The sequence below is a fragment of the Streptomyces zaomyceticus genome (assembly GCF_014656215.1).
In the GTDB taxonomy this organism is placed as follows: Bacteria; Actinomycetota; Actinomycetes; order Streptomycetales; family Streptomycetaceae; genus Streptomyces; species Streptomyces zaomyceticus.
On record NZ_BNBZ01000041.1, the window covers coordinates 1 to 24,880 of the forward strand.

Sequence of the window (24,880 nt, forward strand, 5' to 3'; positions counted from 1 at the left end):
GGAGGCGGCGCTGCCCGGACGGGGCCGCCGGCACCGTACGGGCGTCCGGCCCGCCCGCGCGCGCCACCGTCCCCGCACCGCCCGGCGGCCGTCCCGAACCGCCGCCCCCGCTCCCGTACCCGCCCCGCGCGGCGACGCGCTCCGATGTGTGGTGATGCGCTGCTGAGAGGCCCCTGCCTCACCGCAGCTCTCCCCGGCATCACCCCCCACACCATGAGGAGCTTCGCCATGTCCGTCGACCCGTACGCCGCCCTCCAGGCCCTGCTGCGCGCCGAGGCCTCCCGCGCCCGGCGCACCGACCGCGGCGCGTCCGAGCCCGCCGCCAAGGCCTCCGAGGCGGCCCCGGCTCCGGCACCCGAACGGCCCACCCACCGGGAGGACAACGCCCGCTGACCCTTCGTGACGCCCCGACGCGGGCCACGGCGAAATCTGATTGCGTACCGATGTTCGGGCGTACGAGGCTGTTCCGATGACCTCGACCGACCGGAACACCGGCGCCGATCGGTCCGCCGGACCCGCGTCCGGCACGAGCCGGGCCACCACGTACGACCCGGACACCGACGAGGGCCGCGCGTGCCTGAGCCCGGACACCGGCAGAGGCCCGGACCCCGACGAGGGCCCCTCGGGCCGGGGCCCGGACACCCACTGCCGGGACCACCCGGACCCCTCGTACCGCATCCGCCGCCGGCCCGACCTCATCGCGCTCTGCCTCGCCACCGTCTTCTTCTGGGCGAGCCTCACCCCCTCCCTGGTGCCCCGGCCCTGGTACCTCCAGGGGCTCGTCGGCGGCATCACCGCCGTCATCGGGTACGCCCTCGGTTCCGCGCTCGCCCGGATCGTCCGGGCCTTCGTGCGCCGACGGCCCGCCGAGCGGTTCCGCACCCGCTGCCGGCAGGCGTACTGGCTGCTCAGCCCCGTCCTCACCGTATGGCTGATCTCCGAGAGCGCCCGGATGCAGCGTCAGCTCCGGGTCCTCCAGGGCCTCCCGCCCGCCCTCACCTGGCACACGCCGGTGATCGCGACGATCGCGCTCGGCCTGCTGCTCACCGGGCTCCTCGTGGCCCGCGCGGTGCGTCTCGGCGCCGTCACCCTGATCCGACAGCTCGGCAGGCTCCTGCCCCGACCCGTCGCCTTCGTCGTCGGCGCGGCCCTCTCCACCCTCGTCGTCCTGGTCGGCGCCCGCGACATCGTCTTCGACCGAGGGATCGTCGACATCGCCGACCGCATCGCCGAAGCCACCAACGACGGCACCAAGGAAGGCATCCGGCGCCCCGGCTCCCGGCTCGTCTCCGGCGGACCCGGCTCCCTCATCCCCTGGGAGAGCCTCGGCTACCAGGGCCGCAACTTCACCGGCTCCACCCCCGCCCGCGACACCCTCACCGCCTGGACCGGCCGGCCCGCCCACGACCCGGTCCGCGTCTACATACCCTCCGCGCTCCCCGCCGCCTTCGACGACGACCGCCCCTTCGCCGCCCAGGCCCGGCTCGCCGTCCGCGAACTCGACCGCACCGGCGCCTTCGACCGCGCCGTCCTCGCCGTCGCCGGCACCACCGGCACCGGCTGGATCGACCCGAACGTCGCCGAGGCCCTGGAGTACATGTACGGGGGCGACACCGCGATCGTCGCCGTCCAGTACTCGTACCTCCCCAGCTGGGTCTCCTTCCTCGTCGACAAGGAGAAGGCGGGTCGGGCCACCCGGGCCCTCCTCGACGCCGTACGCGCCCGGCTCGACACCCTCCCCGCCGGCCACCGGCCCCGACTCGTCGTCACCGGCGAGAGCCTCGGCGCCTACGCCGTCGAGGCCTCCTTCGACGGCGCCGACGACCTCCTCGCCTCCACCGACGGGGCCCTCCTGATGGGCGCCCCCAACTTCTCCCCGATCTCCCGGGAGATCCGCCGCGACCGCGACCCCGGCAGCCCCGTCTGGCGCCCCCAGTACCGGGGCGGCGCCCACATCCGCTTCGCCCAGTTCCCCGAGACCGACCTCGCACGCCCCGCCGCCGTCTGGCAACACCCGCGCGCGGTCTACCTGCAGAACGCCTCCGACCCCGTCGTCTGGTGGTCGCCCGACCTCCTGCTGAGCCGCCCCTCCTGGCTGGACGAACCCCTCGGCCCCGACATCACCCCCGAGATCACCTGGTTCCCCTTCGTCGCCTTCTGGCAGACCTCCGTCGACATGGCCGTCTCGTACGGGGTCGACGCCCCGCACGGCCACCGCTATGGGGCCGGTGCCGTCGACGGCTGGGCCGCCGTCCTCCCGCCACCCGGCTGGACCGCGGCCGACACCACCCGCCTGCGCGCCTTCATCGGCCACCGCCCGGCGGCGTACTGAACCCGCCGTGCGGCCCACGCCATCTCAGGCCGCCTCCACGGCCTCGAAGGCGCGCGCGTCCCGTCGGCCGTGCAGCCATACCAGGACGGCGGCGACCACGGCGAGCGCCACGAGCGCCACCAGGGCGGGGACGAGCCCGACCAGCGGGCCCGCCGCCAGACAGCACACACCGCCCGCGGCGAGGGCCGTCGGCCGCCGGCCCGTGGTGCGCAGCACGATCGCGGCGGCCCCGAGCAGGTACACGCCGACGCCACCGGTCAACGACCAGGCCACGACCCCGTGCAGGGGCTCGGCGAGACCGTAGTGGCCGGTGTCGGCGACCTGCTGGAGGACCTTCTTCATGCCGAGGGCGCAGAGCACGACGCCCGCGACCAGCGGAAGGTGCAGAAAGGTGTACACGTCCCGGGCGAACCGGGTGCGGTCGTCGCCCTCCAGCTCGGTGAGCCGGTGCTCGGCCGCCTCCCCGAGCTGCCGGAAGTACAGCCGCCACAGCCCGGCCGAGAGCAGCAGCCCGGCGGCCGAGGCGCCGAGCACGGCGGGGGTGAGCGGGAAGCCGGAGACGCCGACGCCCATCGCGACGATGGACTCGCCGAGCGCGATGATCACGATCAGTCCGTGGCGCTCGGAGAAGTGCCCGGGCGACATCACCCGCCACCCGGAGGCGCCCGTCACATAGATACCGCCGTAGTCGACGGCCACCGCCACCAGCCACAGCAGGAGTTGGGTTCGGCCGCTGTACGCGCTGCCGATCAGCAGCGGCACCAGGGGCGGGACGACGGACACCAGGGCCGTACGCCGCAGGGTGGCGCGCAGAGCGGGGTCACCGGGGCTGGAGAGCCAGTACGAGGCCAGGTGCAGGACGCGCACCGCCCCGTAACAGAGCACGAAGACCAGGGGCGCCGACAGCCCGCCGGGCGCGTCCGCGAGGACCTCCGGCACGGCCAGCGACACGATCAGGACGACGGCCATGACGGTGACGAGGACCGCGAACAGCGCACCGGAGTCGGCCCGTACGACGTTCCCGAGCCAGGCGAAGCAGCACCAGCACCACCAGAGCAGCGCGAGCACGACCATCCCGCCGACCACCCTCAGCGGCGAGGGCGCGGCCGCCATCAGAGCGGTGACCTGGGTGATCGCGTAGACGAACACCAGGTCGAAGAAGAGCTCCGCGGGCGTCACCCGGTGATCGTCCCCGGTGGCCACCATGCGGGCCCGTTCCCTGTTCCACGCCATGTGTCTCTCCCCCTTCGGGGAGACCACTCCCGGCCACCCCGGCGCGAACAATACTCACGCCCGCCGGGCGCCGGAACGCCGTCCGGAATCCGAGCGCGGCGGGGAACTCACCCGGAGGTTCCGAGAACGACGTCCGCGTTCTCGCCGCTCCAGCCGGCCGGGCTGTGCCAGATGACATTGACGCGGAAGACGTCGCGAATCGTGTCCACGGACCAGTCCTCGGCGGGCGGTTCGGAGAGGACGAGGTAGAGACCGTCCGCCGGCGCGGCCAGCGTGGAGTTGATCTCGAGCAGGCGGGTCGCGCCCGACCGCAGGTCCGCATAGGTGGAGTGGCCCGCGCCCAGGGCCTCGTAGAGGAAGAGACCCTGCGGGGTGACACAGCTGACGTCGACGACCGCGGTGTCGGAGGGCTGGAGGTCCGCCCAGAAGAGCGCCGCCTTCAGTGCGTGGCGGACCGCCTCGTGCTTCTTGCACGTACGGTCGGCCCCGGCGGCCGCTTCCAGCGCGCGGAGGAAGCCGTCCTTCGTGGTCGCGGCCGGTGCCGGGGCGGTGGTGTCCGCGGTGGTCATCTGCGTCTCTTCCTTCTGATCGGGTTGCGTCGGGGTGACGGGGACCGCGTCGTCGGGGTTCGGCTCGGGCGCCGGGCCGAAGCGATCCCGGAGTTCTCGCCGCGCCGCGGCGAGGGGCCCTGCCCAGCCGGAGGCGTCCAGCCCCTCCGCGAGCCGGCCCGCGTCGAACGTGCCCTCCTTCAGCGCGCGGTTGGTCGTCGCGGCGAGGTCGCGAAGGACTCCGAGCCGTTCCCTGTCCGGATCACCGAACAGGTGAAGTACGTCGACCCAGTCGGCCTGGTCACGTCGGAGGATGCGGTTGGCCATGCCCTGGAGTTCGGAGAGGCGACCGCGGGCCTCGGGAACGTCCCCGTCGCCGCCGGTCAGCTCTCCCAGTACGTCCAGCGCCGCGAGATAGCGGCCCGCCATCCGCTCCGAGACGGGCGACCGGCCCCGCTGATCGGCGGTGAGCACCGTCTGACTCGTGTCGTTCGCGAACACCCAGCAGTCCAGCTCGTCACCCCGGCGCGGGGGAACCGAGCCCTGGCGGACGGTGAGCACGAGTGGCCGGTCGATCACCGGGGACAGCGGCCTGACCTTGTACCGGCCGCCGGAGACGTGACCCAGGACCTCGACCCGGACGTCGCTGCCGATCCGGGGAAGGCCTTCCGCCGCGTCCGCCGGGCGGTCGTCCGGTGCCGCGGATCCGGTGTCGTCCGCGGCGGCGGTGAGCGCCGCCGGCAGCGGGGCGGTGTGCAGGACCGTCAGACTCTGGGTGCTGCGGGTGAGAGCCACGTACAACTGGCCCAGTCCCGCGGGGCCGCGGTCGGCGATGGTGGCGGGCTCGATGACCAGGACGTGGTCGTACTCCATGCCCTTGGCCTGGGCGGCGGCCAGTACGGACACGGCCTCGCGGTGCTGCTCGCCGACGGCGTCGCCCTCGTCGATCCCGCGGCTGATCGCGTCCAGCCAGTCCGAGTCGTCGGGAACGATGACGGCCACGGACCGGGGGCTGCTGCCGTCGCTGGTGCGGACGAGCCGGGCCACGTGCGCGACGGTGTCGTCGAGCAGCTTCCACGGCTCGGTCGCCACGGTCCGTGCGGCGTCCGCTCCCGCCTCGCGGACGGCCCGAGGGTAGGGCAGGTCCGGAGCGATCGTCCGGGCGAGCGGGGCGACGAACTCCATGATCTCGGCGGGCACACGGTAGCTGGTGCTGAGCTGGGCAACGCTCCAGTCGCCGTGGTCGGAGAGGAGCGCGCCGAGCAGGTCCCAGCTCGTCGGGATGTGGGCGCCCGTGGCCTGCGCGAGGTCGCCCAGAACGGTCATGGAGCCGCCCACGGCACTGCGCCGCCGCAGGGAGCGGGCCTGCATGGGCGTGAGGTCCTGGGCCTCGTCGACGACGATGTGGCCGTAGCGCGGCGGGGTGTCGCCGCTGATCAGCACGCGGAGCTCCTCCAGGCAGACCTGGTCGTCGAGCGTCCACGGATCGGCGTCGGCGCTGGCGGCGCGGGCCCGCAGCAGGGCCGCCCGCTCGTCCTCGTCGAGGATGCCGTCGGCGCAGTCCCGCAGCAGGTCGGCCGAGTCGTAGAGGCTGCGCAGCGCCTCCCGGGGTCCGGGGGACGGCCAGACGCGTTCGACGAGGCGCTCGACCCGGCGGTTGCGCTCCAGGTCACGGCGGATCGTGCCCGTCTGCCCGCGGCGCGGCGCGACCTCCGCGAGTTCCTGCAGGAGCCGGTCGACGAACAGGCCGCGGAACCGGTCGCGCCGCTCCCGGAAGGGTCCGTCTCCGGCGTGGGCCCGGTCGAGGAGGGCGAGGACCTCGGACTTCGGCACACGAAGGGTCGTACTGCCGGCGTTGACGACGATCGCGGGCTCGTCGCCCTCGAAGGAGGGGGCGACGGTGAGGGCGTCGAGGGCCTCGGGGCGGTAGTCGCTCTCGACACGACGCCGCAGCACGGCCGCCATGCGGTCGTCCGACTTCACCATGCGCGCCTTCGGCGCGTCGGCGCCGAGGATCTCGCCCTCCCACAGCCGGTCCAGCTGGACGGCGTTGACGTCCCGGGTGCCGAGGGTGGGCAGGACCTGCCCGACATAGTCGAGGAACCGCTGGTGGGGGCCGATGACGAGGATGTCCTGGGCCTTGAAGTGCTCGTTGTTGACGAGCCAGGTCACCCGGTGGAGGCCGACCGCCGACTTACCGGTACCGGGACCGCCCTGCACGACGAGGATGTCCGAGGGCGAACCGGTGACCAGTTCCATCTGGTCGCGGCGGATGGTCTCGACGATGTCCCGCATCCGCCCGCCGCGCGACCGCTGGAGCTCCCGCAGCAGGAAGTCGTCCGGCTGGAACGCCTTCCGCCGCTGGTGCCGTACGACGTCGCCGGGGGTGGGGGCCGACATGGGTTCCGGGGCGGGAGGCGTGTCCGTCTCTCCCACCGTGCTGTCGTCGGCGGGCCGACGGGGCTCCGGCACGGCGGCGAGCTCGGGCTCCGGAACGACCGCGGGGACGCGAACAACCGCGGGCTCGGGAACGACCGAGTGCACGGGAGCGGACGTCGGCAGGGAGATCTCGTCGAAGTAACCCTGGACGATCCGCTGTACGCAGCGGAGCTGCCGACGCAGAACCACCTCGCCCGGGCTCTCGGGCCGGGCCTCGATCCACTTCTTCGCCAGAGGGCTGGTCCACGGCAGGACCACCAGCTCGTGCGAGGCGTCGTGCACGCTGCGGCGCCCGATGTACCACGGCCGGGAGTCTCCTCCCGGGTCCTCCGGCGCGTCGACACGGGCGAAGACCAGGGCTTCGTCGCCGAGCCCTCCGTAGGCCTCCGCGCGAGCCTCCGCCTCGGCCCTGTTGGCGATCCCGTCCTTGCCGGTGGCCGAAGCGGTAGCCGTCGTACTGCCGCTCAACTCGGCGAGTTTCGCGGCGTAGAAGTCGTACGCGCGGTCCACCGCACGCTGTTCGCCCGCGAGGATCTCGTCCCGAGTGGTGGTGCTCATGTGCGTCCTCCCTGCGGTGTCGGGGAACACCGCCACGGGCATGTGCCCGTACCCCGCTGAAACAACTATCAGAAACCGGGCGGTGACGAACAGTCAGTGGATCAATCGGTGCCGGGCTGTGCCCACCGCCGCCCCGACGTGCCGACGAATCACCGCGCCCCTCCCCGGGACGCGGCCGAACGACGCCCGACCGCCACCACGCCGAGCCGCCGACCGCTCACCGCACGGCGTCGTCCCGGGGGTCGTCGTCCCGGTCGGTCGCCAGCGCCGCCGGCAGCGGCAGACCGTACTTGTCGCACAGGAACCGGGTCTGGCAGTACCGCTGGGCGTCCGTGGCCACTCTTCCGAGGACCGCCGCGTTCATGCCGGCACCGACGAGGACGCCCACGAGCGGCACGACCTTGGCGACGTTCTTCACGGGCACCCTGGAGCCGGCCGGGCCCAGTTGCTGCATCAACTTCTCGAGGGAAGCGAGGAGACGGTGGTCCTGGCGGAGCTTCTGCGACCAGTTCACGCGTCCCTTGACCGCCTCCGCCGCCCGTGCGGCGTCACGCAACGGCTTGGTCTTCGCCGCCTGTGCCATGAAGGAACGCTGTACGAGGCGTTGGATGAATTCCTGCTCCTCGGGATCCTTGGCGTCGTATCCGTAGGAGTACGCGATGCGCGCCGCTATCGAGGTGCTCAGGACCTGGATGACGAGGATGTCCGCGGTCAGCGCGGCGGGGATTCCGGCGACGGGGACCATGGCCAACAGGCCCATGGCGCCGCCTTCGAAGGCGCCGGCGGTCCGCCACTTGAGGGTGTTGCGGGTCAGCAGACGGTCGCAGACCTGGAGGTCCTGCTGCCGCAGTTCGAGGAAGCCGTCGATGTCGAGGCCGTTCTTGCGGGCGAGTTCCTCGACGTTCTTCGGGTTGTTGAGCTCCATGGCCCAGTCGTTGACCATCTCCAGCAAGGCCGCCGCGCCTGCGAGCGCCGGCCGCATGGCCGTGTCGGCGACCGCGTCGCCCGCGCGACGGATCGGTTTCGCGACCGCCTCCGGCACGGCGTCCTTGACCCGTCTCACGGCGTTCCCCGAGACCTCACCGGTACGACCGAGCGCGGCGCTCGCCCAGTTGGGCAGACCGCGGCGGTTGTTGCGGCGCTGCCAGTGCTCGTTGAGCGCGTCCCACACCTGCCCCTCGTACGTGGTCATCGGGGTTGCACTGTCGACCGGCGGGTCGGCGTACATGGTCATTGAGGTTCTCCGTTTCGACCGTGATCGCTGGGCACGCGAAGTCGTGCCAGCCGACGTGGGGGTGTATCCGCAGCGGTGCGGGGGAGGCGTCCGACGCCGACTGCACCGGCCGCCCGCGGGTGGGTCGTTCGCCTCGGCCGCCGGGCAGAGCTCAGAGTCCGTGACCCTGCTCGACTCGGGGCGAGGCCGGGCCCGGGGTCTCGCCGAGGTGTCCGTACACCGACTGCCGGGGTGGACGAGGGCCCTCGCCCCGAGTGGTGGTGCTCATGCGCGTCCTCCCCGCGGTGCCGGTGGACACCGCCACGGGCACCTGCCCGTCCCCGCTGAAACAGCTGAGGGACACCGTATGGTGACGAACGGCCGGGCAACCGATCAATGGACAAATCCGCTGATGAAGTCCGTCGATCTCGACCCGGAGCAGGCGAGGAACGCGGCAGCCGCCTCGGGACTCCGCGCGAGCTCGAACGGGTCGGTGATCCTCCGACAGGCCGCGAGGCGGGTCGCATTACCTCTCACGTAATCGACCCCCTCCGGCCCGGGCGGCATGCTCGTGGACACCGGAACCCGGGCGGCGCACTCCGCTCGGGCTTCGGGTCCATCATCAGCGTGAACGACCCCCATGGAGGGTGATCCGCCATGTCCCAGGCCCTGCTCGTCGGTCTTGCCCGCACCTCCCGGCCCCACTCGGCGGTGCGTCGATTCCTCGCCCTCGACGCCGTCGTCACCGGGGCCAACGGGATCGCCTACGCCCTCGCCTCCGGCCCGCTCGGGGAGTTCCTCGGAGTCGACGCGGGGCTGCTGCTCGAACTCGGCGTCCTGCTGGCCGTGTACGCCGCCGGGGTTGCCTGGCTCGCGAGCCGGCCGCAGCCCCCGGCTCTCGGCGTGAAGCTGGTCGTCGACATCAACGCGCTGTGGGCGGTCCTCAGCATCGTCGCCCTCGTCGCCTGGCTGGAGCCCACCACCGCCGGACTGGTGTGGACGCCGGTGCAGGCGGCCACCGTCGCCGGCTTCGCCGCACTCCAGTGGGCCGCGCTGCGAGCCGTCGCTGCCGGCCGCTGAACGCCGGACGCCGAACGACCGGTACCGGCACGGCCGGTCGCCGGACGGCCGGCGGGGACACCAGGGCGGGAGGGGGGCTCGGCGTGGCGTCGGGCTCCTCGTACCGGGCGGACCGCCGGGCAACGCGATTGCCCTCGTTTCTGCCCCCGCGCCTCTGCCGACGGGTCGGCGGAGGCATTCCCATGGTGCCTGTCTCCTCACCCGCCCGCCCGAAAGGTACTTCCGGTGTTGCACGAACGCGGACCTGGCCAGGACACCGACAGACGTTCACCGACCACCCGGAAGCAGACCCCGACCGACGAGGCGGCGCTGCTGGCGCTCCAGCGGAGCGCGGGGAACGCCGCCGTACTGCACGTGCTCCAGCGGGCCGGGTACCCCTACGCGGCGGCGCAGGAGCAGCACCAGCACAACGCGGACTGCGGGCACCGGAGGACCGGGCCGGCCGCCGTGCAGCGGGCTGCCGTCCACGACGTCCTCTCCGGCGGCGGCCGTCCGCTGGACACGACCCTCCGCGCGGAGATGGAGTCCCGTCTCGGCGCCGACTTCTCCGACGTACGGATCCACGACGACGGCGCCGCCCGTGCCTCCTCCGCCGAGATCGGCGCCCGCGCCTACACCTCGGGAAGCCACGTCGTCCTCGGCGCGGGCGGCGGGGACAAGCACACGCTCGCCCATGAACTCACCCATGTCGTCCAGCAGCGTCAGGGACCGGTCAGCGGCACCGACCACGGGAACGGGCTCCAGGTCTCCGATCCGGGCGACCGCTTCGAACGGGAAGCGGAGGCCAACGCGGTCCGGGTGATGCGGGGACCGGCCCCGGCGGCGGCAGGGGCGGGCGAAGCCACCGCTCCCGGTTCCCCGGGGGCGGCCGGTGCCGGTGCGTCGGTGCCTGCCCCCGTCCAGCGCGCGGACAACGGCGGAGAATCCTCCCGTTCCGGGCAGCCGAACAAGGGGAAGGGGCGGCAGACGGAGGAGGACCGGAGAAGGGAGGAAAGGGAGGAGGAGGAGGAGGAGCTGGAGAGGCTGCGGCAACTCCAGGACGAGCTCAACGCGACACGGACCGGTACCGATGTCGACGAGGACTCGGAGACGGAGGAGGAAGGGCAGCAGGACGCGTCGAAGACGGCCCTGCTGAGAGGAGCACACGACCTGGTGAAGGGGAAGAGCGGGGTTCGGTCCTACGGATCCGGCTATCTGGGACGGATCACCGGCGACGTCCGTGCACGGTTCCCCCGGTCCAAGGAGAACGAGCGCTCCTCCCAGACGCTGACCCACCTCTCGCTCGCGATGTACGACGCCATGGAGGCCGCCCAGGACGAGCGTGCGGATGAGGTCCCGAGGGTGGACAACCGCGAAGTCCAGGGAATGCTGATCAACGGGCGCTTGCTCTTCGCGGCGAACTTCGACGAGTCCGTCGACGCGATGGACTACGGAGACGCCGCGACGCTGCGCCAGATGCTGGACCGCCGGCAGGGTGAGGAGAGCCGTGATGCCGGTCTGGATCCCCAGACGGCCTTCGAGAACCGCGAGCGGATCGGCAGGGCCCGCGCCAAGCTGCGGGAGATCGACAAAGGGCGGCGGGGCGGAGCAGGCCAGGACCCCACGGCGAACGCGCTGCGCAGGGCCCTGGACACCCCGGTCGTGATCGTCGACTCCACGGACGAGAACCTCCACGAATACCTGACCGCCGACGCGTACGCGGGCAGGGCGTTCCTCGTACGCGTCCGCGCCGAGCGGGACAGGTCGAAGAAACCCGCCTCGGTGCACGCGGAACAGAAGCTCCTGCTGCTCCTCCACAAGGCCGGGATCCAGCCCCACGAGGCCGGCGGTCCGCTGCTGATCCAGGGCAGATACCGCCCTTGCGTGGGCTGTTCGGCGGCGCTGAGGCACTACGGGAAGAAGTTCGAGAACCTCGAATACAACCCCCGCCACGGGTTCTACTGGCGCTCCTCGCTGCACAACCTGGCCCGGCACCAGGAGCATGTGCTCAGGGGGCCGGAGTTCCTGGCGGACATCGACGAGATGACCGGCGACGCGGCGGGCGGCGGGCTCATGAGTACGTCCACGGGCTCGACGACGGCGCTGGACGGCCGGCACGAGGCGGACGGCGATCCCGAGATGAGGATCGGGGCGAAGAACGCGGAGAAGCGGGGCTGGGTGACCGCCTCCGACTCCGAGGTCGACCCCGCCACCGGCAGGAGCAGGAAGCGCGAACGGAAACCGTTCGATCCGACACAGGCGACCCGCGGAGTCGGCGAGGGCAAGGAAGACGGCATCGCCAAGCGTTACGCCACCAAGCAGGACATAGAGGATCTCAGGGCGGCCGCGAGGACCCGGGACAGGAGGACGCAGAAGGAGGTCTACGAACGGTTCGCCTCGGTCGGCGGAGCGTTGGGCTTCCCGCTCAACCACACGGAGATCGGCGAGATCGTCGGAGTCTCCGGCGGTCACATCGGTCGCATCATCAGCGGACGGACCGGACATGAGCGCCGCGACGCGCAGGTTCCCGAGGACCAGAGGCGGAAGCGGAAGCTGTACTCCGCCGAGTCCGCCGCTCCCGGAACGGGCAAGAGGACGAGGCGGACGGGCAGGAAGCGTGCCACTCTCGCGCGAGAGGAAAGCCAGCCCCTCGTCCGGGAGATGGCGGCCATGACGATCGACGAGAGGCCCCTGTCTCGGGCCGAGGGCGTCCTGAGGTTGCTGCCCCTCCTCCTCGGCGGCGACGAGGGCTTCAGGAACTTCATGGAAACCTGGGACACCATCGCCCTGGAGGAGACGGCCGAGGACAGGAGGACGGCCGGCTCCGTGCGGCAGATCCTGGAAACCCTCTCGGACGAGGAGTTCGAGGAGCTGACCCGCCTTCTGGAGGCGGAGGCCGGAACGATCGGCGAGCTCGCGGGCACCTTCCACCGCGAACTGTTCCGCCGCACCTGGCGACCGGACCCCACGCCCGAACCGACGTCCGAGGACGAGCTGAGCAGCGACGGCAGTACGGCCATGGGGGACTACAGGGGGTACGAGTCCGACGTCGAGGAAGAGGACTACACGAGTGCGTGACGCGGACCGCCGGGGCGCCGGGAGGGCAGCGTTCTCTGCCCTCGCGGCTCTGGCTCCGGGCCGGAGGCGCCGGGTACACAGGGAAGGCTCGCTCCGCCCCGACCGGAAGGCCCCCCGAGATGCGTCCACGCGACTCCGATTCCGCCCGCAACAGCGCCGCGGCCGATCGGTCGGTTCCCCGGGGCCCCTCCGCCCCGTCGCGGAAGGCCCCCGACGACACCCCGCAGACGCTGGCCCACCTCCAGCGGACGGCGGGGAACGCGGCGGTGGTCCAACTGCTCCGGCAGAGCGGCCACCTCGGGAACGAGGAAAGGCACCAGCACGGCGCGGGCTGCGGACACGACCACGGCGGACCGCCCGCGGTGCAGCGGTCCGCCGTGCACGGAGTGCTCCGGACCTCCGGCCGGCCCCTCGACGACGGGACCCGTACGGATATGGAGTCCCGGTTCGGAGGGGCGGACTTCTCCGACGTACGGGTCCACGACGACGGCGCCGCCCGCGCCTCCGCCGCCGAGATCGGCGCCCGCGCCTACACCTCGGGAAGCCACATCGTGCTCGGCGGCGACGGGGGCGACCGGCACACCCTGGCCCATGAGCTGACCCACGTCGTCCAGCAGCGTCAGGGACCGGTCAGCGGCACCGACCACGGGAACGGGCTCCAGGTCTCCGACCCGTCCGACCGCTTCGAACGGGAGGCGGAGGCGAACGCCACGCGCGTCCTGTCGGGCAGCGCCCCGGTCCACGAGACGGTCGGGGCGACGGCCCCCGTCCACGGCTCGGACGCTCCGTCCGTGCAGCGGACGGAGCGGAGCGACAACCCGCACGCCAAGGGCACCGCGCACGAGGGCTGGCCGACGACCGCCCACCACGTCGTGGGCCACTCCCAGGTGATCAAGGCCCTGGATTCCGTCGCCGCGCATCACCGGGAGATGCTGCTGCGCCAGGCCGTCCCCGCGGTGATCACCGACGACATGCTGAACAACCTGGCGATCAAGATCCCGGACCACAGCAACCGGGGCGATTTCAGGAAGCGCCTCCGTACCGCACTGGTCAAGACGGGCCGAAGCGCCGAGGCCGGGTTCCCGGAGATCGACTTCGACGCGACCCGCCGCGCCTTCTACGAATGGCAGGGCGGAAACCAGTTCGTCGGACCCAACACCAGCATGCGGGCGGAACCGACCGACAACGGTGACGACACGGACTACGACGGCCTGCGCATCTCCCCGCTCCCGGAGGCCGATTTCCATCGGCTCGCGGGGCTGGGGGACAAACTGAAGGACGCGAACAGAGCCGGCGACAAGGACGCCCAGTACCAGCTCATGAGGGACATCCTGAGCATCACCGCGAACGTCACCCCGAATCCGTTCGACGGCAGCCTCTGGACCGAGGTGGGCGACGCGGAGGAGGTGGACAGGCTGGCGCGGGTCCTGAACCGGAGCCACATGCGGAAGTACACCTACTTCAAGCTCACCAGGCAGCAGTTGGACGAGGTGTGGTTCGAAGGCATCACGCGGAACCCGAAGGGGAGCGGTTTCCTCTACAGCGGGGAACCGCTGGAGTCCCCGTTCGAAAAGGATTCGTTCCTCTATCTCAAGAGCGACGACAAGCAGAAGACACCCGTCTCGGACGTCCCGCTCCTGGACGTCGTGTCCGGTGTGAAGGAGGGCGACGGGTTCACCGAGTTCGACCTGCCCCCCGGCGGCGCGATCAACGGCAACCTCCTCAGCATCCCCGGCTTCAGCGACAAGATCTTCCTCCAGGGGATGGAGACGGTGCCGCCCGGGCGATGCCGGATCAAGACCCCCACGAAGCCCAAGCTGCTCACACCCAGCATCAAGGGAATGGAGCTCTCCGAATACTGCCGGATGGCCGGAGTCCCGGTCTCCACCTTCCTGCCCAAGGCCCTGGTGGACGCCAACAGCTGAGTGCCCTCCGCCGTTCCATGGCGGGTCAGGAAAGATCCGGAAGAGACGGCCTAGTCGTCGAACGGCGGAAGCGACTGCAGGTACGCGACCGTCGCCGGGTCGGCCGGGAGGAACGTCTCGATGGCCAGCTCGGCGACCGTCACGTCCAGCGGGGTGTTGAACGTCGAGATCGACGACACGAAGGACAGCACCTGCCCGCCGTGCTCGATCCGCAGCGGCAGGGCGAAGTACGGGTACACCTCCTCCGGCCCCGGTGCCTCGGGCGCGCCCTCGGCGTCCGAGCCCGGCGGCAGGGGGTACGCCGTCACCTCCGCGTAGAGCGCGCGCAACGACTCCGAACGGGCCAGGCCGATCTGACGTTCCATCTGGTGCAGCAGATGCCCCCGCCACTCCCGCAGGTTCCGGATCCGCGGCGCCAGCCCCTCCGGGTGCAGGGTGATCCGCATCGCGTTCAGCGGCGGGGCCAGCAGATGCTCGGGAAGGCCGTCGAGCAGCAGCCCGATGGCCCGGTTGGCCGCCACCACCGTGTACGAGCCGTCCACCACGAGCGCCGGAAACGGCTCGTACCCCTGCAGCAGACGCCCGATGCCCTCCCGCAGGGTCTCCAGGCGCGGGGCGTCGAGCGGCGATTCCGCGTACCGGGGCGCGTATCCCGCGGCGAGCAGCAGCGCGTTCCGCTCCCGGACCGGCACCTCCAGGTGCTCGGCGAGCTTCAGGACCATCTCCTCGCTCGGCCGGGACCGGCCCGTCTCCACGAACGAGATGTGCCGCGCCGAGGAGTCGGCGCGCAGTGCCAGTTCCAGCTGGCTCAGCCGCCGCTGCTCCCGCCAACCGCGCAGCAGCGGCCCTACCCCCGTGTCGCTCACGACCGTTGTCATGGCCAGACGGTATCCCAGAGGTGGGACCCGGGTACGTTCCCCCGGGGACCCCTGTCCGTCACCCGCGCCACCCGACCGGAGGGAGCACCGCGTGTCCACACAGCCGCTGTCGCAGAAGGAGATCGAGGACCGTCTGCGGGAGCTCCCCGGATGGTCCGTCGGAGACGACCGTCTCCGCCGCGAGTACCGGCTCGGCGACCACTTCGCGGCGACCGCGCTCGTCGTCCATGTGGCCCGGATCCAGCAGGAGCTCGACCACCACTCGGATCTGACCCTCGGTTACAACACCGTCGCCCTGTCCGTGAACACCCACTCCGCCGGTGGCACCGTCACCGAGAAGGACTTCGAACTCGCCGAGCGCGTCGAGGGGATCGCCCCGGGGCACGGCGCCCACTGACCCATTCGGCTCCCTCCGCGACTCCTCGTACGATCATCGGCATGGCGAAGACCGTGCTCGACTACGAGGCCGAGGCAGCGCACTACGACCGGACCCGGGGCGGGGTGCCCCGGGCCTCCGCGGCGGCCGAGGCCGTACTGCGGCTCGTGCCACCCGGCGCCCGGACGCTGCTCGATCTGGCCTGCGGCACCGGGCTCGTCACCGGACGTCTCACCCGGCCCGGACTCCGGGTGTACGGGGCCGACGCCGCGCACGCCATGCTGCGGGTCGCCGACGGACGCGTCCCCGGCCGGGTCGTCCGCGCCGACGCCCGACGGCTGCCGCTGCCCGACGCCTCCCTCGACGCGGTCGGAGCGATCTGGCTCCTGCACCTCGTGCCCTTCGCGGCGGAGATCGTCGCCGAGGCGGCCCGTGTCCTGCGACCCGGCGGCGTCCTGATCGCCACCGTCGACAAGGACGCGGCCCACGACGTCGGCAGCGACATCGACGAGATCCTCCGCCCGTACCGTTCCGCCGCCGCGGCCTCCGACCGCGCGGACCTGATCACCCGGCACGCCGCCGCCCACGGACTCGAACCCGCCCCCGGCACCCACTTCACGGGACACGGCCAGGGAGCCACCCCGCGCGACACCCAACGGAAACTGCGCGCCGGGTACTTCGCCTCGTGGCTCCCCGGCGACCCGACGGCCGTCGAGTCGCTCGCCGGCGCCCTCGCCGGCCTCCCGGACCAGGACCGTCCCCGCGACGACCCCCGCTACCGGCTCGCCTGCTTCGTCCGCAGGGGCTGAGCGCGCCGAGACACCGTCCTCGGCCCCTTCCGGTCGCCCGGACCCCGCCCTACGACACCCCCTGGGGCCCCGGCGCACGCCGAGGTCCTGTCCTCAGGCCCTTCCGGTCGCCCAGGTCGCGTCCGCGAACGCGGTGAAGGAGCGCGGCTCCCGCCCCAGGACCCGCTTGACCCCGTCCGTCGCCGAGGCGTTGTGACCGTCGAGAAGCGTCGTGAACAGGGACGCCAGCCAGGCCGCCTCCGGGGCCGGCAGTCCGAAGCCGGTGAGGAGCTCGGCGTAGTCCGCCTCCGACACCGCCCGGTAGACCACCGGACGGCCCGAGGCCCGCGCGATGTCCGCCGCCACCTCGGCGAAGCCCACCGGCCGAGGCCCCGTCAGCTCGTGCACCCGCCCCGCGTGACCGTCCGCCGTCAGCGTCTCGACGACGACGTCCGCGATGTCGTCCACATCGACGAACGGCTCCGCCGTGTCACCCGCCGGGAAGACGACCGCGCCCTCGGCGACCCCCTCCGCCAGGAGCCCCTCCGAGAAGTTCTGCGCGAAGAACGCGGCCCGTACGACCGTCAGTTCCACTCCTCCGGCCGCCGCCCGCAGGGCCTCCTCCGCCACGACGGCCTCGGGCTCCCCGCGCCCGGACAGCAGCGTCAGCCGCCGTACCCCGCTCGAAGCGGCCAGCCGGCCGAAGGTCCGCATCGCCTCGGCCGCGCCGGGGGCGGCGAGGTCCGGGTAGTAGGCCAGGTACGCGGCGTCCGCGCCCCGCAGCGCCGGGGCCCAGGTCTCCGGGGCCTCCCAGTCGAAGGGGGTCGCACCGCTGCGGGACCCGGCGCGGACCGTCACCCCGCGCGCCGCCAGCCGCTCGGCCACGCGCCGCCCGGTCTTGCCGGTGGCGCTCGTCACCAGGACGGTCGCCGGGCTCCGCCGGGCCGCCGCGTTCCGCGCGCCGGCGCTGTCGTTCGTCCGCCGCTCGTCCGCCTGCCGGTCGTTCGTCCGCGTGTTGTCCGTCTGCGAGTTGTTCGTCTGCGTCGTCATGTCTCAAGACTCCCGCCCACGGCGTCCGCCGCCCATGTTCCGCAGTCTCACGTCCCTGTGCGTCCGTCTCACCCGGCGGCCTACCCTTGCGACTCATGGACGCACTCGCCGGACTCCTCGACGGACCCCGCGCCCGGGGCGCCTTCCTGCTCCGCATGATCATGGAACCGCCGTGGTCCGTGCGCATCGAGGACGGCGCGCCGATCTGTCTGATGTGCGTCACCGAGGGCGAGGCCTGGATCGTCCCCGACAGGGGCGAGCCCGTCCTGCTGCGGCCGGGGGACATCGCGATCGCCCGCGGTCCGGAGCCGTACACCGTCGCCGACACCCCCGACGCCCCGCCCCGCGCCGTGATCGGCCCCGAAGGCGCCTGCACCACCCTCTCCGGTGAGCCGCTCGCCGAGACCATGCGGCTCGGCGTCCGCACCTGGGGCAACGCCCCCGACGGCGGCACCACCCTGCTCGTCGGCACCTACCGGATGGACGGCGAGGTCGGCCGCCGGCTGCTCGACGCCCTGCCGGGGCTGCTGCACCTGGCCGCCGAGGAGTGGAACTGCCCCCTGACGCCCTTCCTCGGCGAGGAGATCGCCCGCGACGAACCCGGTCAGACCGCCGTCCTCGACCGGGTCCTCGATCTGATGCTGATCACCGGAGTCCGGGCCTGGTTCTCCCGGCCCGGCGCCGAGGCTCCCGCCTGGTACCGGGCGATGGGCGACCCGGTGGTCGGCCGGGCGCTGCGGCTGCTCCAGAACGACCCCGCCCACCCCTGGACCGTCGCCTCGCTCGCCGCGAAGGCGGGCGTGTCCCGGGCCGCGCTCGCCCGCCGCTTCGCCGAACTCGTCGGAGAGCCCCCGATGGCGTACCTCACGGGCTGGCGGCTCGCGCTCGCCGCCGACCTGCTGCGCGAGACCGACGTCACCGTCGAGTCGGTCGCCCGCCAGGTCGGCTACAGCGGCGCCTTCGCGCTCAGTGCCGCGTTCAAGCGGGTGCGGGGCGTCAGCCCGCAGGAACACCGCGCAGCGGTGTGACGAGCCGGGTATGACGATCTGAGCAACAAAGGATCGATTTTCTTGCCGAACCGGCAACCTTTCTCGCGCTTCGGGCCGACGCGCCGCACGCTGGTCCCATGAGTCAGCACAGCGCATCGCACCACGACCACCCGCACGGCGAGGGGCACGGCCACCGGCACACCCACAGCCACACCCACGGCCACGATCACGACAGCACCCCTCTGGACTGGAACAGCATCGGCCCGCTCCTCGAGCAGCAGGCCGAGATCGCGAGTCCCGCCTACGCGGACGCCGCCGCCTGGCTCGACACGCTCGCCCCGGCGCAGGGCGTCCGCCGCATCCTCGACGTCGGCAGCGGCCCGGGCGTCGTGACGAGCGTGCTCGCCGAGGCCTTCCCGGCCGCCGAGGCGGTCGCCGTCGACGGCAGCCCCGAACTCCTCGCCCGCGCCCGCGAACGCGCCGAGTCACGCGGCCTCGCCGCCCGGGTCTCCACCCTCCACGCCGAACTCCCCGAAGCCATCGACACCCTGGGGCGGGCCGACCTGATCTGGGCGGGCAACTCCCTCCACCACATCGGCGACCAGCGAGCCGCGCTCGTCGAGTTCGCCGGCCTGCTGAACCCCGGCGGCCTGATGGTCCTCGTCGAGGGCGGTCTGCCCACCCGGCACCTGCCCTCGCACCTCGGCTTCGGCCGGCCGGGCCTCGAAGCGCGCCTCGACGCGGCCCACGCGGACCGGTTCGCCGAGATGCGCGTCGGCCTCCCCGGCTTCAAGGACGAGCCGGACGACTGGCGTACGCTCCTCGCCGGCGCCGGGCTCACCCCCGCCGGCACCCGCACCTTCCTCACCGATGTGCCCGCGCCGGTGTCCCCGGTCGTACGGAAGCTGGCCCTGGCCCACTACGAGCGGGTCAGGGAGGGCTTCGGCGATCTGCTGGAAGCGGACGACCTGGCGATGGTCGACCGGCTCCTCGACCCGTCCGACGAGCTGTCCCTGCACCACCGCACCGACCTGTTCCATCTGACGGCCCGCACCGTCCACACCGCCCGCAAGGGCTGACGGACCGGCACCGGGCAGCCGGAACCCGCACCCGCACCCGGTGTCAGGACACCGGCTCCAACCGCCACCACTGGAACGGGGAGTCGGTGTCCTCCCACTGCCGTACGTTGCCGCCGTCGGCCGTCGAACCGTCGGCGACCTCCAGGAACAGCCCGCTGATGAAGCTCACCAGAGCCACCGTCCCGGGCGACTGGAGGTCCTGCTCGATGATCCACTCCTGCGCGCCGAAGTTGTTCGCCTTCCACTGCTGGATGTTGGCGCCGTTCTCCGTGGAGGCGTTGGCGACGTCGAGCCGCTTGCCGCTGGCGGCGTTGACCAGGTGGTAGAGCCCGCCGCCGTTCGGCACGGGCGTGATGTGCCAGTGCTGTCCCGGCGTTCCGTTCCCGGTGCCCTGCTGCACGTTGGCGCCGCTGCGGCCGGACCCCTCGTACACCTCCAGCAGCAGCCCGCTGGCCACGTTCCGCACCCGGTAGAGGCCCTCCTCGACAGGTCCCGGAGAACCACTCACCGTACCGACTCCTTCGTTCCACACGTCTGTTGGGCGTCATCGACTCTACGTCCCGGGTACGACAACGCCGCCGACCGACGACGGACCGTGCCGCCGCCCGAGCCCGCGCACACGGCTGGCACCATGACCCGATGATCATCGATCCCGTTCCCGAGACCGTCCCCGTCGCCGTTGCCGAACTCCCCGCCCTGCTCGACGACCCGGCCCGCGTCCTGTGCCACGACCGCGCCGAACTCCGCGCCCGCGTCGGCGCCCTGCCCGACGTCCTGCCCGGCGGGACCGGCTCGGTGGGACGCGAGGTGTTCACCCAGGCCGAGGCCGTGTTCGGGGCGGCCCCGGTCACCACCGCCGAGTTCGCGTCGTGGCTGCACTTCGCGGCGACGGTCCTGGGACACCGGGAGTACGCCGAGCGGGTGGCCGCCGCCGAGCCCGGACTGCCGTGGCGCACGGTGTGGGCGTGGTGGCGGCCGGTCGGCGCGTACGAGGCGGAGCCGAACCTCAGCGGCGACCGCTCCGCCGAGGTGTACGAGACCGAGGAAGGACAGCTCCTCAAGGTGTGGGCGCTGTGGTGCGCGGACACCTGGTTCGACCTGGCCTCGGGCCGGCCCCGGGCAGCCCCGGACGAGGACGCGGCGGAGCCGTACGAGGAGCCGGACCCCGACGGCTCCTGGCTGTTCGACACGGAGAGTGCCGGCCGGGCGCTGCACGTGCCGTACGGGTGGGAGGAGCCGATCGCGCTGGAGGGCGGCCGCTATGTCTTCCTCGACGCCCGCGGCGTGGCCGTCGTCGAGCAGAACGACACCGCCCTGGCCGACTGGCCGGCGGGAGGCACCGACCCCGAGGGCATGACACCGGCGGACGGCGCACCCTGGTTCCGCCCGGGGACGAGGAACGTCGGCGGACCGCTCACCGCGGCCCGTCTCGACCGGGTCTTCGGACCCTCCGGGGTCGTGCGGCTCACCGCCGCCGAGGTCCCCGACGTCCTCACCCACGAGCCCACCCGGACCCTGCTCACGGAGATCGGCCTGCCCCGCCACTGGGCCGCCGGGATCACGTCCTTCGCGTCGGCCGGAGAACCGCTGGGCCCCGGCCCCGAGGGTCTGTTGCGCGTGGGCGCCTTCGACCTCGGACACTGCGACCCGGGCGAGGTCTTCGTCGACCCCGTGACGGGCGCGGTCGGACTGCGTCAGCCCGACGGCAGCCACGGCCCGGGCGGTGACGCGGTGTTCCCCCTCGTGCGCGACCTGGAGGCCTTCGTCCGCTTCCTGGAGGGCGTACGCGTCCACATGGGCGTCTGCTGGGACCCGTATCCGGGGGAGGAGGGCGTGAAGGCCTTCCTCCGGGCGATGGAGACCGTCGACGCGGAGGCGTTGGCCGAGGGGGCACCCGGCGCCGAGGCCTGGGAGCACCTCTTCGCCTCCGTCACCGAGCTCGGGGTGTACGGGTACTGATCCGTCCGTCACCGTGCCCGGCGCCGAGAGCCACCGAGCGGGCCGTCACCGGGCGCGGCGTCGACGGTCACCGAGGCCGAGCAGACGGCCGGCGCCGAGAGCCACCGAGCGGGCCGTCACCGGGCGCGGCGTCGACGGTCACCGAGGCCGAGCAGACGGCCGGCGCCGCGCCGCGCCGTGGAGGCGGCGCGGCGCGGGAGGGTCTGTCGCCTTCAGGCGCCGAACTCCGCCGGGTTCGGGCCCAGCCGGCGGTTCTCGTCGAGCGCGGCGATCGCGGCCAGGTCCTCCGCGTCCAGCTCGAAGCCGAACACGTCGATGTTCTCCTGGATACGGGACGGGGTGACCGACTTCGGGATCACCACGTTCCCCAGCTGGAGGTGCCAGCGCAGCACGACCTGGGCCGGGGTCCGCCCGTGCTTGCGGCCGATCGCCACGATCGCCGGGACCTCCAGGAGCCCCTTGCCCGAGCCGAGCGGCGACCACGCCTCGGTCGCGATGCCGTGCCGTGCGTGCGTCTCGCGGGACTCCTGCTGGGCGAGCTGCGGGTGGAGCTCGATCTGGTTGACGGCGGGCACGACCGCGGTCTCGCCGATCAGTCGCTCCAGGTGTTCCGGAAGGAAGTTCGAGACGCCGATCGCCTTGGCGCGACCCTCGGCGTGGATCTTCTCGAGGGCACGGTACGTGTCGACGTAGGCGTCCTTCGAGGGCACCGGCCAGTGGATGAGGTACAGGTCGACGTAGTCGAGACCCAGCTTGTCGAGCGAGGCGTCGAAGGCCTTCAGCGTCGAGTCGAGGCCGTGCTCGCTGTTCCACACCTTGGTGGTGACGAACAGGTCCTCGCGGGCGATCCCGGACGCGGCGACGGCACGGCCCGTCCCCTCTTCGTTCCCGTAGATCGCGGCGGTGTCGATCGAGCGGTAGCCGGCCTCCAGGGCGGTCCCCACGGCCGCCGCCGCCTCGTCGTCCGGCACCTGCCAGACACCGAAGCCCAGCTGCGGCATCCGGACGCCGTTGTTCAGGGTGACCGAGGGAACCTTGCTGTCCGTGCTCACGTCGGGTGGATCCTTACGTTGTCGCGGTTCGTGACGGCCGTACGCCCCGGAGGCCGTACGGAGTACTCCCAGCGTCAACGATCACGGGCCGCCCGGCATTCCGCATCCGGACCACCGGATCCTTCCGATCCGGGCCGTTCCAGGCCCGCACCACGCCTCGGCCCCGCGCCGGCCCGTACCGCGCCGCCGTCTCAGCCGTACGACACCGCGCCCTCGCCCGTACCGCGCCGCCGTCTCAGCCGTACAGCGCCGCGACCTCCGCCGCGTACGCCCGCTCGATCGCCTTTCGCTTCAGCTTCAGGGAGGGCGTGAGCAGCCCGTGCTCCTCGCTGAACGGATGCGCCAGGATCCGGAACGTACGGATCGACTCGGCCTGCGAGACCAGCGTGTTCGCCGCCACCACCCCGCGTCGGATCTCGGTCTCCAGGGACGGATCGCGCACCAGCTCCGCCGGACCGAGCGGCGCCCGTCCCTGCATCGCCAGCCAGTGCTCCACCGCCTCCTGGTCGATGGTGACCAGCGCGGCGATGTACGGACGGTCGTTGCCGACGACGATGCACTGGGCGATCAGCGGATGCGCCCGCACCCGCTCCTCGAGGCCCGTCGGGGCGACGCTCTTGCCGCCCGAGGTCACCAGGATCTCCTTCTTCCGCCCGGTGATCGTCAGATAGCCGTCCGCGTCGAGGGAGCCCAGGTCCCCGGTGGCCAGCCAGCCGTCGTTCAGCACGGCTGCGGTCGCCTCGGGGGCGTTGAGATACCCGGAGAAGACCTGTCCGCCGTGCAGCCACACCTCGCCGTCCTCCGCGATGTGCACCGTCGTCCCCGGCACCGGCTGACCCACCGTGCCGTACCTCGTCCGTTCCGGCGGGTTCGCGGTCGCCGCGGCCGAGGACTCGGTCAGGCCGTACCCCTCGTAGACCGTGACCCCCGCTCCGGCGAAGAACAGCCCCTGCCGGCGGTCCATCGCGGAACCGCCCGACATCGCGTGCCGGAGCCGCCCGCCGAGGGCCGCGCGGACCTTCGCGTACACCGTCTTCTCGAAGAACTGGTGCTGTACGCGCAGCGCCGCGGAAGGGCCCGGGCCGGTACCGAAGGCCTTGTGCTCCAGCGCCTCCGCGTAGGCGACCGCCACGTCCACGGCCTTGTCGAACGGACCTGTCTTCCCCTCCCGCTCCGCCTTGCGCCGTGCCGCGTTGAAGACCTTCTCGAAGACGTACGGAACGGCCAGGACGAAACTCGGCCGGAAGGCGGCGAGGTCCGGGATCAGCTCCGCGGCCGCCATCACCGGTTGGTGCCCCAGCTTCACCCCGCTGCGGACCGCCGCCACCTCCACCATCCGCCCGAAGACGTGCGCGAGCGGCAGGAACAGCAGCGTCGAGGCCTCTTCCCCCGGCCGGGAACGGAACACCGACTCCCAGCGGCCCACCAGCATGTCCGTCTCGAACATGAAGTTGGAGTGGGTGATCACGCAGCCCTTGGGGCGACCGGTCGTCCCCGAGGTGTAGATGACCGTCGCCACCGTCTCCGGGGTCACCGCCCGCCGGTGCCGGTGCACCACGTCCGGGTCGATGTCCGACCCCGCCGCCGTCAGCTCGGCCACCGCGCCCGCGTCCAGCTGCCACAGGCGCTGGAGCCGGGGCAGCCGGTCGACCACCGAGCCGATCGTCATCGCGTGGTCCTCGTGCTCCACCACGCACGCCGTGACCTCGGAGTCGTGCAGCATCCAGAAGACCTGCTCGGCGGAGGAGGTCGGATAGATCGGCACGGGCTGCGCGCCGATCGACCACAGCGCGAAGTCGAAGAGCGTCCACTCGTAGCGGGTACGGGACATGATCGCGACCCGGTCGCCGAACCGCACGCCCTCCGCGATCAGGCCCTTCGCGAGGCCCAGGACCTCGTCCCGGAACCGCGCGGCCGTCACGTCCCGCCACTCCCCGTCCGGAGCCTTCCGGCCGAACGTGATCCGGTCCGGCTCGGCCAGGGCACGCTCGAACAGGGGGTCCGCCAGACCGCCGACCTGAGGCGCCGCCTCGACGGGCGGCACGGTGAACTCGCGCACTGACCTGCTCCTCGACGGCTCGATGGCTGGAAAAGCTCGTTGTAGCGCTCCGTACGGCGCGGGTGACGGTACCCCACCCGACTGCCCGGCGGGAGGGCCTTCACCAAGCCGGGACATTCCGTGTTCTCACAGGTCAGGGCCGGTGAGGCAGCCAAGTAACCGGTTCCCCGGGGTCGTTACCGACCGCTCGGTACGCCCGGTGGACGCCAATCTCCACGGAATCTGTACCGACTGCTCACGCTCCGCCACGCCACGGGCCACCGCA

General features: G+C 72.4%; 18 protein-coding genes. 10 read left to right on the plus strand and 8 right to left on the minus strand.

Going from position 1 to position 24,880, the window contains the following annotated elements:
- Window positions 1-228 precede the first annotated feature (228 nt).
- Entirely contained in the window at window positions 229-393 is a 165-nt protein-coding gene (locus IE311_RS32955) for a hypothetical protein (RefSeq protein ID WP_189835548.1), read from the plus strand.
- Window positions 394-469: 76 nt separating this feature from the next.
- Window positions 470-2,332 carry an alpha/beta hydrolase gene (locus IE311_RS32960; protein WP_229902322.1) on the plus strand — a complete coding sequence of 621 codons (1,863 nt, stop codon included), beginning with the start codon at window positions 470-472 and terminating at the stop codon, window positions 2,330-2,332.
- Between the two features lie 24 nt (window positions 2,333-2,356).
- On the opposite strand, the gene IE311_RS32965 is transcribed toward IE311_RS32960, so the two are convergent.
- The 3 genes from IE311_RS32965 to IE311_RS32975 all read right to left on the minus strand — a co-directional run bounded on the left by IE311_RS32965 (window position 2,357) and on the right by IE311_RS32975 (window position 8,344).
- Window positions 2,357-3,565: a low temperature requirement protein A gene (locus IE311_RS32965; RefSeq protein ID WP_189835549.1), complete on the minus strand. Its 1,209-nt coding sequence runs from the start codon at window positions 3,563-3,565 to the stop codon at window positions 2,357-2,359.
- A gap of 107 nt (window positions 3,566-3,672) precedes the next feature.
- Window positions 3,673-7,110, minus strand: a complete 3,438-nt coding sequence (locus IE311_RS32970) for a HelD family protein (protein WP_189835550.1) — start codon at window positions 7,108-7,110, stop codon at window positions 3,673-3,675.
- Window positions 7,111-7,327: 217 nt separating this feature from the next.
- Window positions 7,328-8,344, minus strand: a complete 1,017-nt coding sequence (locus tag IE311_RS32975; protein ID WP_189835551.1) for an EcsC family protein — start codon at window positions 8,342-8,344, stop codon at window positions 7,328-7,330.
- A gap of 636 nt (window positions 8,345-8,980) precedes the next feature.
- Between IE311_RS32975 and IE311_RS32980 the strand changes: the two genes are divergently transcribed.
- From IE311_RS32980 to IE311_RS32990, 3 genes are all read left to right on the plus strand, one after another.
- Window positions 8,981-9,403: a hypothetical protein gene (locus IE311_RS32980; protein ID WP_189835552.1), complete on the plus strand. Its 423-nt coding sequence runs from the start codon at window positions 8,981-8,983 to the stop codon at window positions 9,401-9,403.
- Window positions 9,404-9,628: 225 nt separating this feature from the next.
- Window positions 9,629-12,460: an eCIS core domain-containing protein gene (locus IE311_RS36995; protein WP_229902323.1), complete on the plus strand. Its 2,832-nt coding sequence runs from the start codon at window positions 9,629-9,631 to the stop codon at window positions 12,458-12,460.
- A 119-nt stretch (window positions 12,461-12,579) separates the two neighbouring features.
- The gene (locus IE311_RS32990; RefSeq protein ID WP_189835553.1) at window positions 12,580-14,385 is read left to right on the plus strand and encodes an eCIS core domain-containing protein; all 1,806 of its coding nucleotides are present in this window, start codon (window positions 12,580-12,582) and stop codon (window positions 14,383-14,385) included.
- A 50-nt stretch (window positions 14,386-14,435) separates the two neighbouring features.
- Here the strand turns inward: IE311_RS32990 and IE311_RS32995 are convergent, their stop codons facing one another.
- Window positions 14,436-15,263 carry a helix-turn-helix domain-containing protein gene (locus IE311_RS32995; RefSeq protein ID WP_189835554.1) on the minus strand — a complete coding sequence of 276 codons (828 nt, stop codon included), beginning with the start codon at window positions 15,261-15,263 and terminating at the stop codon, window positions 14,436-14,438.
- 91 nt (window positions 15,264-15,354) lie between these two features.
- Between IE311_RS32995 and IE311_RS33000 the strand changes: the two genes are divergently transcribed.
- The gene (locus IE311_RS33000; RefSeq protein WP_189835555.1) at window positions 15,355-15,660 is read left to right on the plus strand and encodes a 4a-hydroxytetrahydrobiopterin dehydratase; all 306 of its coding nucleotides are present in this window, start codon (window positions 15,355-15,357) and stop codon (window positions 15,658-15,660) included.
- Window positions 15,661-15,713: 53 nt separating this feature from the next.
- Window positions 15,714-16,448 carry a class I SAM-dependent methyltransferase gene (locus IE311_RS33005; protein WP_189835593.1) on the plus strand — a complete coding sequence of 245 codons (735 nt, stop codon included), beginning with the start codon at window positions 15,714-15,716 and terminating at the stop codon, window positions 16,446-16,448.
- Window positions 16,449-16,541: 93 nt separating this feature from the next.
- On the opposite strand, the gene IE311_RS33010 is transcribed toward IE311_RS33005, so the two are convergent.
- The gene (locus tag IE311_RS33010) at window positions 16,542-17,477 is read right to left on the minus strand and encodes a Rossmann-fold NAD(P)-binding domain-containing protein (protein ID WP_229902324.1); all 936 of its coding nucleotides are present in this window, start codon (window positions 17,475-17,477) and stop codon (window positions 16,542-16,544) included.
- A 95-nt stretch (window positions 17,478-17,572) separates the two neighbouring features.
- On the opposite strand from IE311_RS33010, the gene IE311_RS33015 reads away from it, so the two are divergent.
- Both IE311_RS33015 and IE311_RS33020 read left to right on the plus strand, forming a co-directional pair.
- Complete coding sequence (locus tag IE311_RS33015) at window positions 17,573-18,505, plus strand: AraC family transcriptional regulator (RefSeq protein ID WP_189835556.1); 933 nt, start codon at window positions 17,573-17,575, stop codon at window positions 18,503-18,505.
- Window positions 18,506-18,603: 98 nt separating this feature from the next.
- Window positions 18,604-19,545 (plus strand): class I SAM-dependent methyltransferase, encoded by a 942-nt coding sequence (locus IE311_RS33020; RefSeq protein WP_189835557.1) that lies wholly within the window; start codon window positions 18,604-18,606, stop codon window positions 19,543-19,545.
- A 43-nt stretch (window positions 19,546-19,588) separates the two neighbouring features.
- Here the strand turns inward: IE311_RS33020 and IE311_RS33025 are convergent, their stop codons facing one another.
- Entirely contained in the window at window positions 19,589-20,053 is a 465-nt protein-coding gene (locus IE311_RS33025) for an RICIN domain-containing protein (protein ID WP_189835558.1), read from the minus strand.
- Window positions 20,054-20,184: 131 nt separating this feature from the next.
- On the opposite strand from IE311_RS33025, the gene IE311_RS33030 reads away from it, so the two are divergent.
- On the plus strand, window positions 20,185-21,504 hold the full coding sequence (locus IE311_RS33030) for an SUKH-4 family immunity protein (RefSeq protein WP_189835559.1): 1,320 nt from the start codon (window positions 20,185-20,187) through the stop codon (window positions 21,502-21,504).
- Window positions 21,505-21,716: 212 nt separating this feature from the next.
- On the opposite strand, the gene IE311_RS33035 is transcribed toward IE311_RS33030, so the two are convergent.
- Window positions 21,717-22,505: an aldo/keto reductase gene (locus IE311_RS33035; RefSeq protein WP_189835595.1), complete on the minus strand. Its 789-nt coding sequence runs from the start codon at window positions 22,503-22,505 to the stop codon at window positions 21,717-21,719.
- Window positions 22,506-22,791: 286 nt separating this feature from the next.
- The gene (locus IE311_RS33040) at window positions 22,792-24,615 is read right to left on the minus strand and encodes an AMP-dependent synthetase/ligase (RefSeq protein ID WP_189835560.1); all 1,824 of its coding nucleotides are present in this window, start codon (window positions 24,613-24,615) and stop codon (window positions 22,792-22,794) included.
- Window positions 24,616-24,880 lie beyond the last annotated feature (265 nt).

Excerpts from the sequence above, each read along its gene's own strand:
- IE311_RS33035 (WP_189835595.1), bottom strand. The coding sequence starts at position 22,505 with ATGCCGCAGCTGGGCTTCGGTGTCTGGCAGGTGCCGGACGACGAGGCG.
- IE311_RS33015 (WP_189835556.1), top strand. The coding sequence starts at position 17,573 with ATGGACGCACTCGCCGGACTCCTCGACGGACCCCGCGCCCGGGGCGCC.
- IE311_RS33030 (WP_189835559.1), top strand. The coding sequence starts at position 20,185 with ATGATCATCGATCCCGTTCCCGAGACCGTCCCCGTCGCCGTTGCCGAA.
- IE311_RS32960 (WP_229902322.1), top strand. The coding sequence starts at position 470 with ATGACCTCGACCGACCGGAACACCGGCGCCGATCGGTCCGCCGGACCC.
- IE311_RS32965 (WP_189835549.1), bottom strand. The coding sequence starts at position 3,565 with ATGGCGTGGAACAGGGAACGGGCCCGCATGGTGGCCACCGGGGACGAT.
- IE311_RS32995 (WP_189835554.1), bottom strand. The coding sequence starts at position 15,263 with ATGACAACGGTCGTGAGCGACACGGGGGTAGGGCCGCTGCTGCGCGGT.
- IE311_RS33020 (WP_189835557.1), top strand. The coding sequence starts at position 18,604 with ATGAGTCAGCACAGCGCATCGCACCACGACCACCCGCACGGCGAGGGG.
- IE311_RS33010 (WP_229902324.1), bottom strand. The coding sequence starts at position 17,477 with ATGACGACGCAGACGAACAACTCGCAGACGGACAACACGCGGACGAAC.
- IE311_RS32990 (WP_189835553.1), top strand. The coding sequence starts at position 12,580 with ATGCGTCCACGCGACTCCGATTCCGCCCGCAACAGCGCCGCGGCCGAT.
- IE311_RS32970 (WP_189835550.1), bottom strand. The coding sequence starts at position 7,110 with ATGAGCACCACCACTCGGGACGAGATCCTCGCGGGCGAACAGCGTGCG.
- IE311_RS32955 (WP_189835548.1), top strand. The coding sequence starts at position 229 with ATGTCCGTCGACCCGTACGCCGCCCTCCAGGCCCTGCTGCGCGCCGAG.
- IE311_RS32980 (WP_189835552.1), top strand. The coding sequence starts at position 8,981 with ATGTCCCAGGCCCTGCTCGTCGGTCTTGCCCGCACCTCCCGGCCCCAC.
- IE311_RS32975 (WP_189835551.1), bottom strand. The coding sequence starts at position 8,344 with ATGACCATGTACGCCGACCCGCCGGTCGACAGTGCAACCCCGATGACC.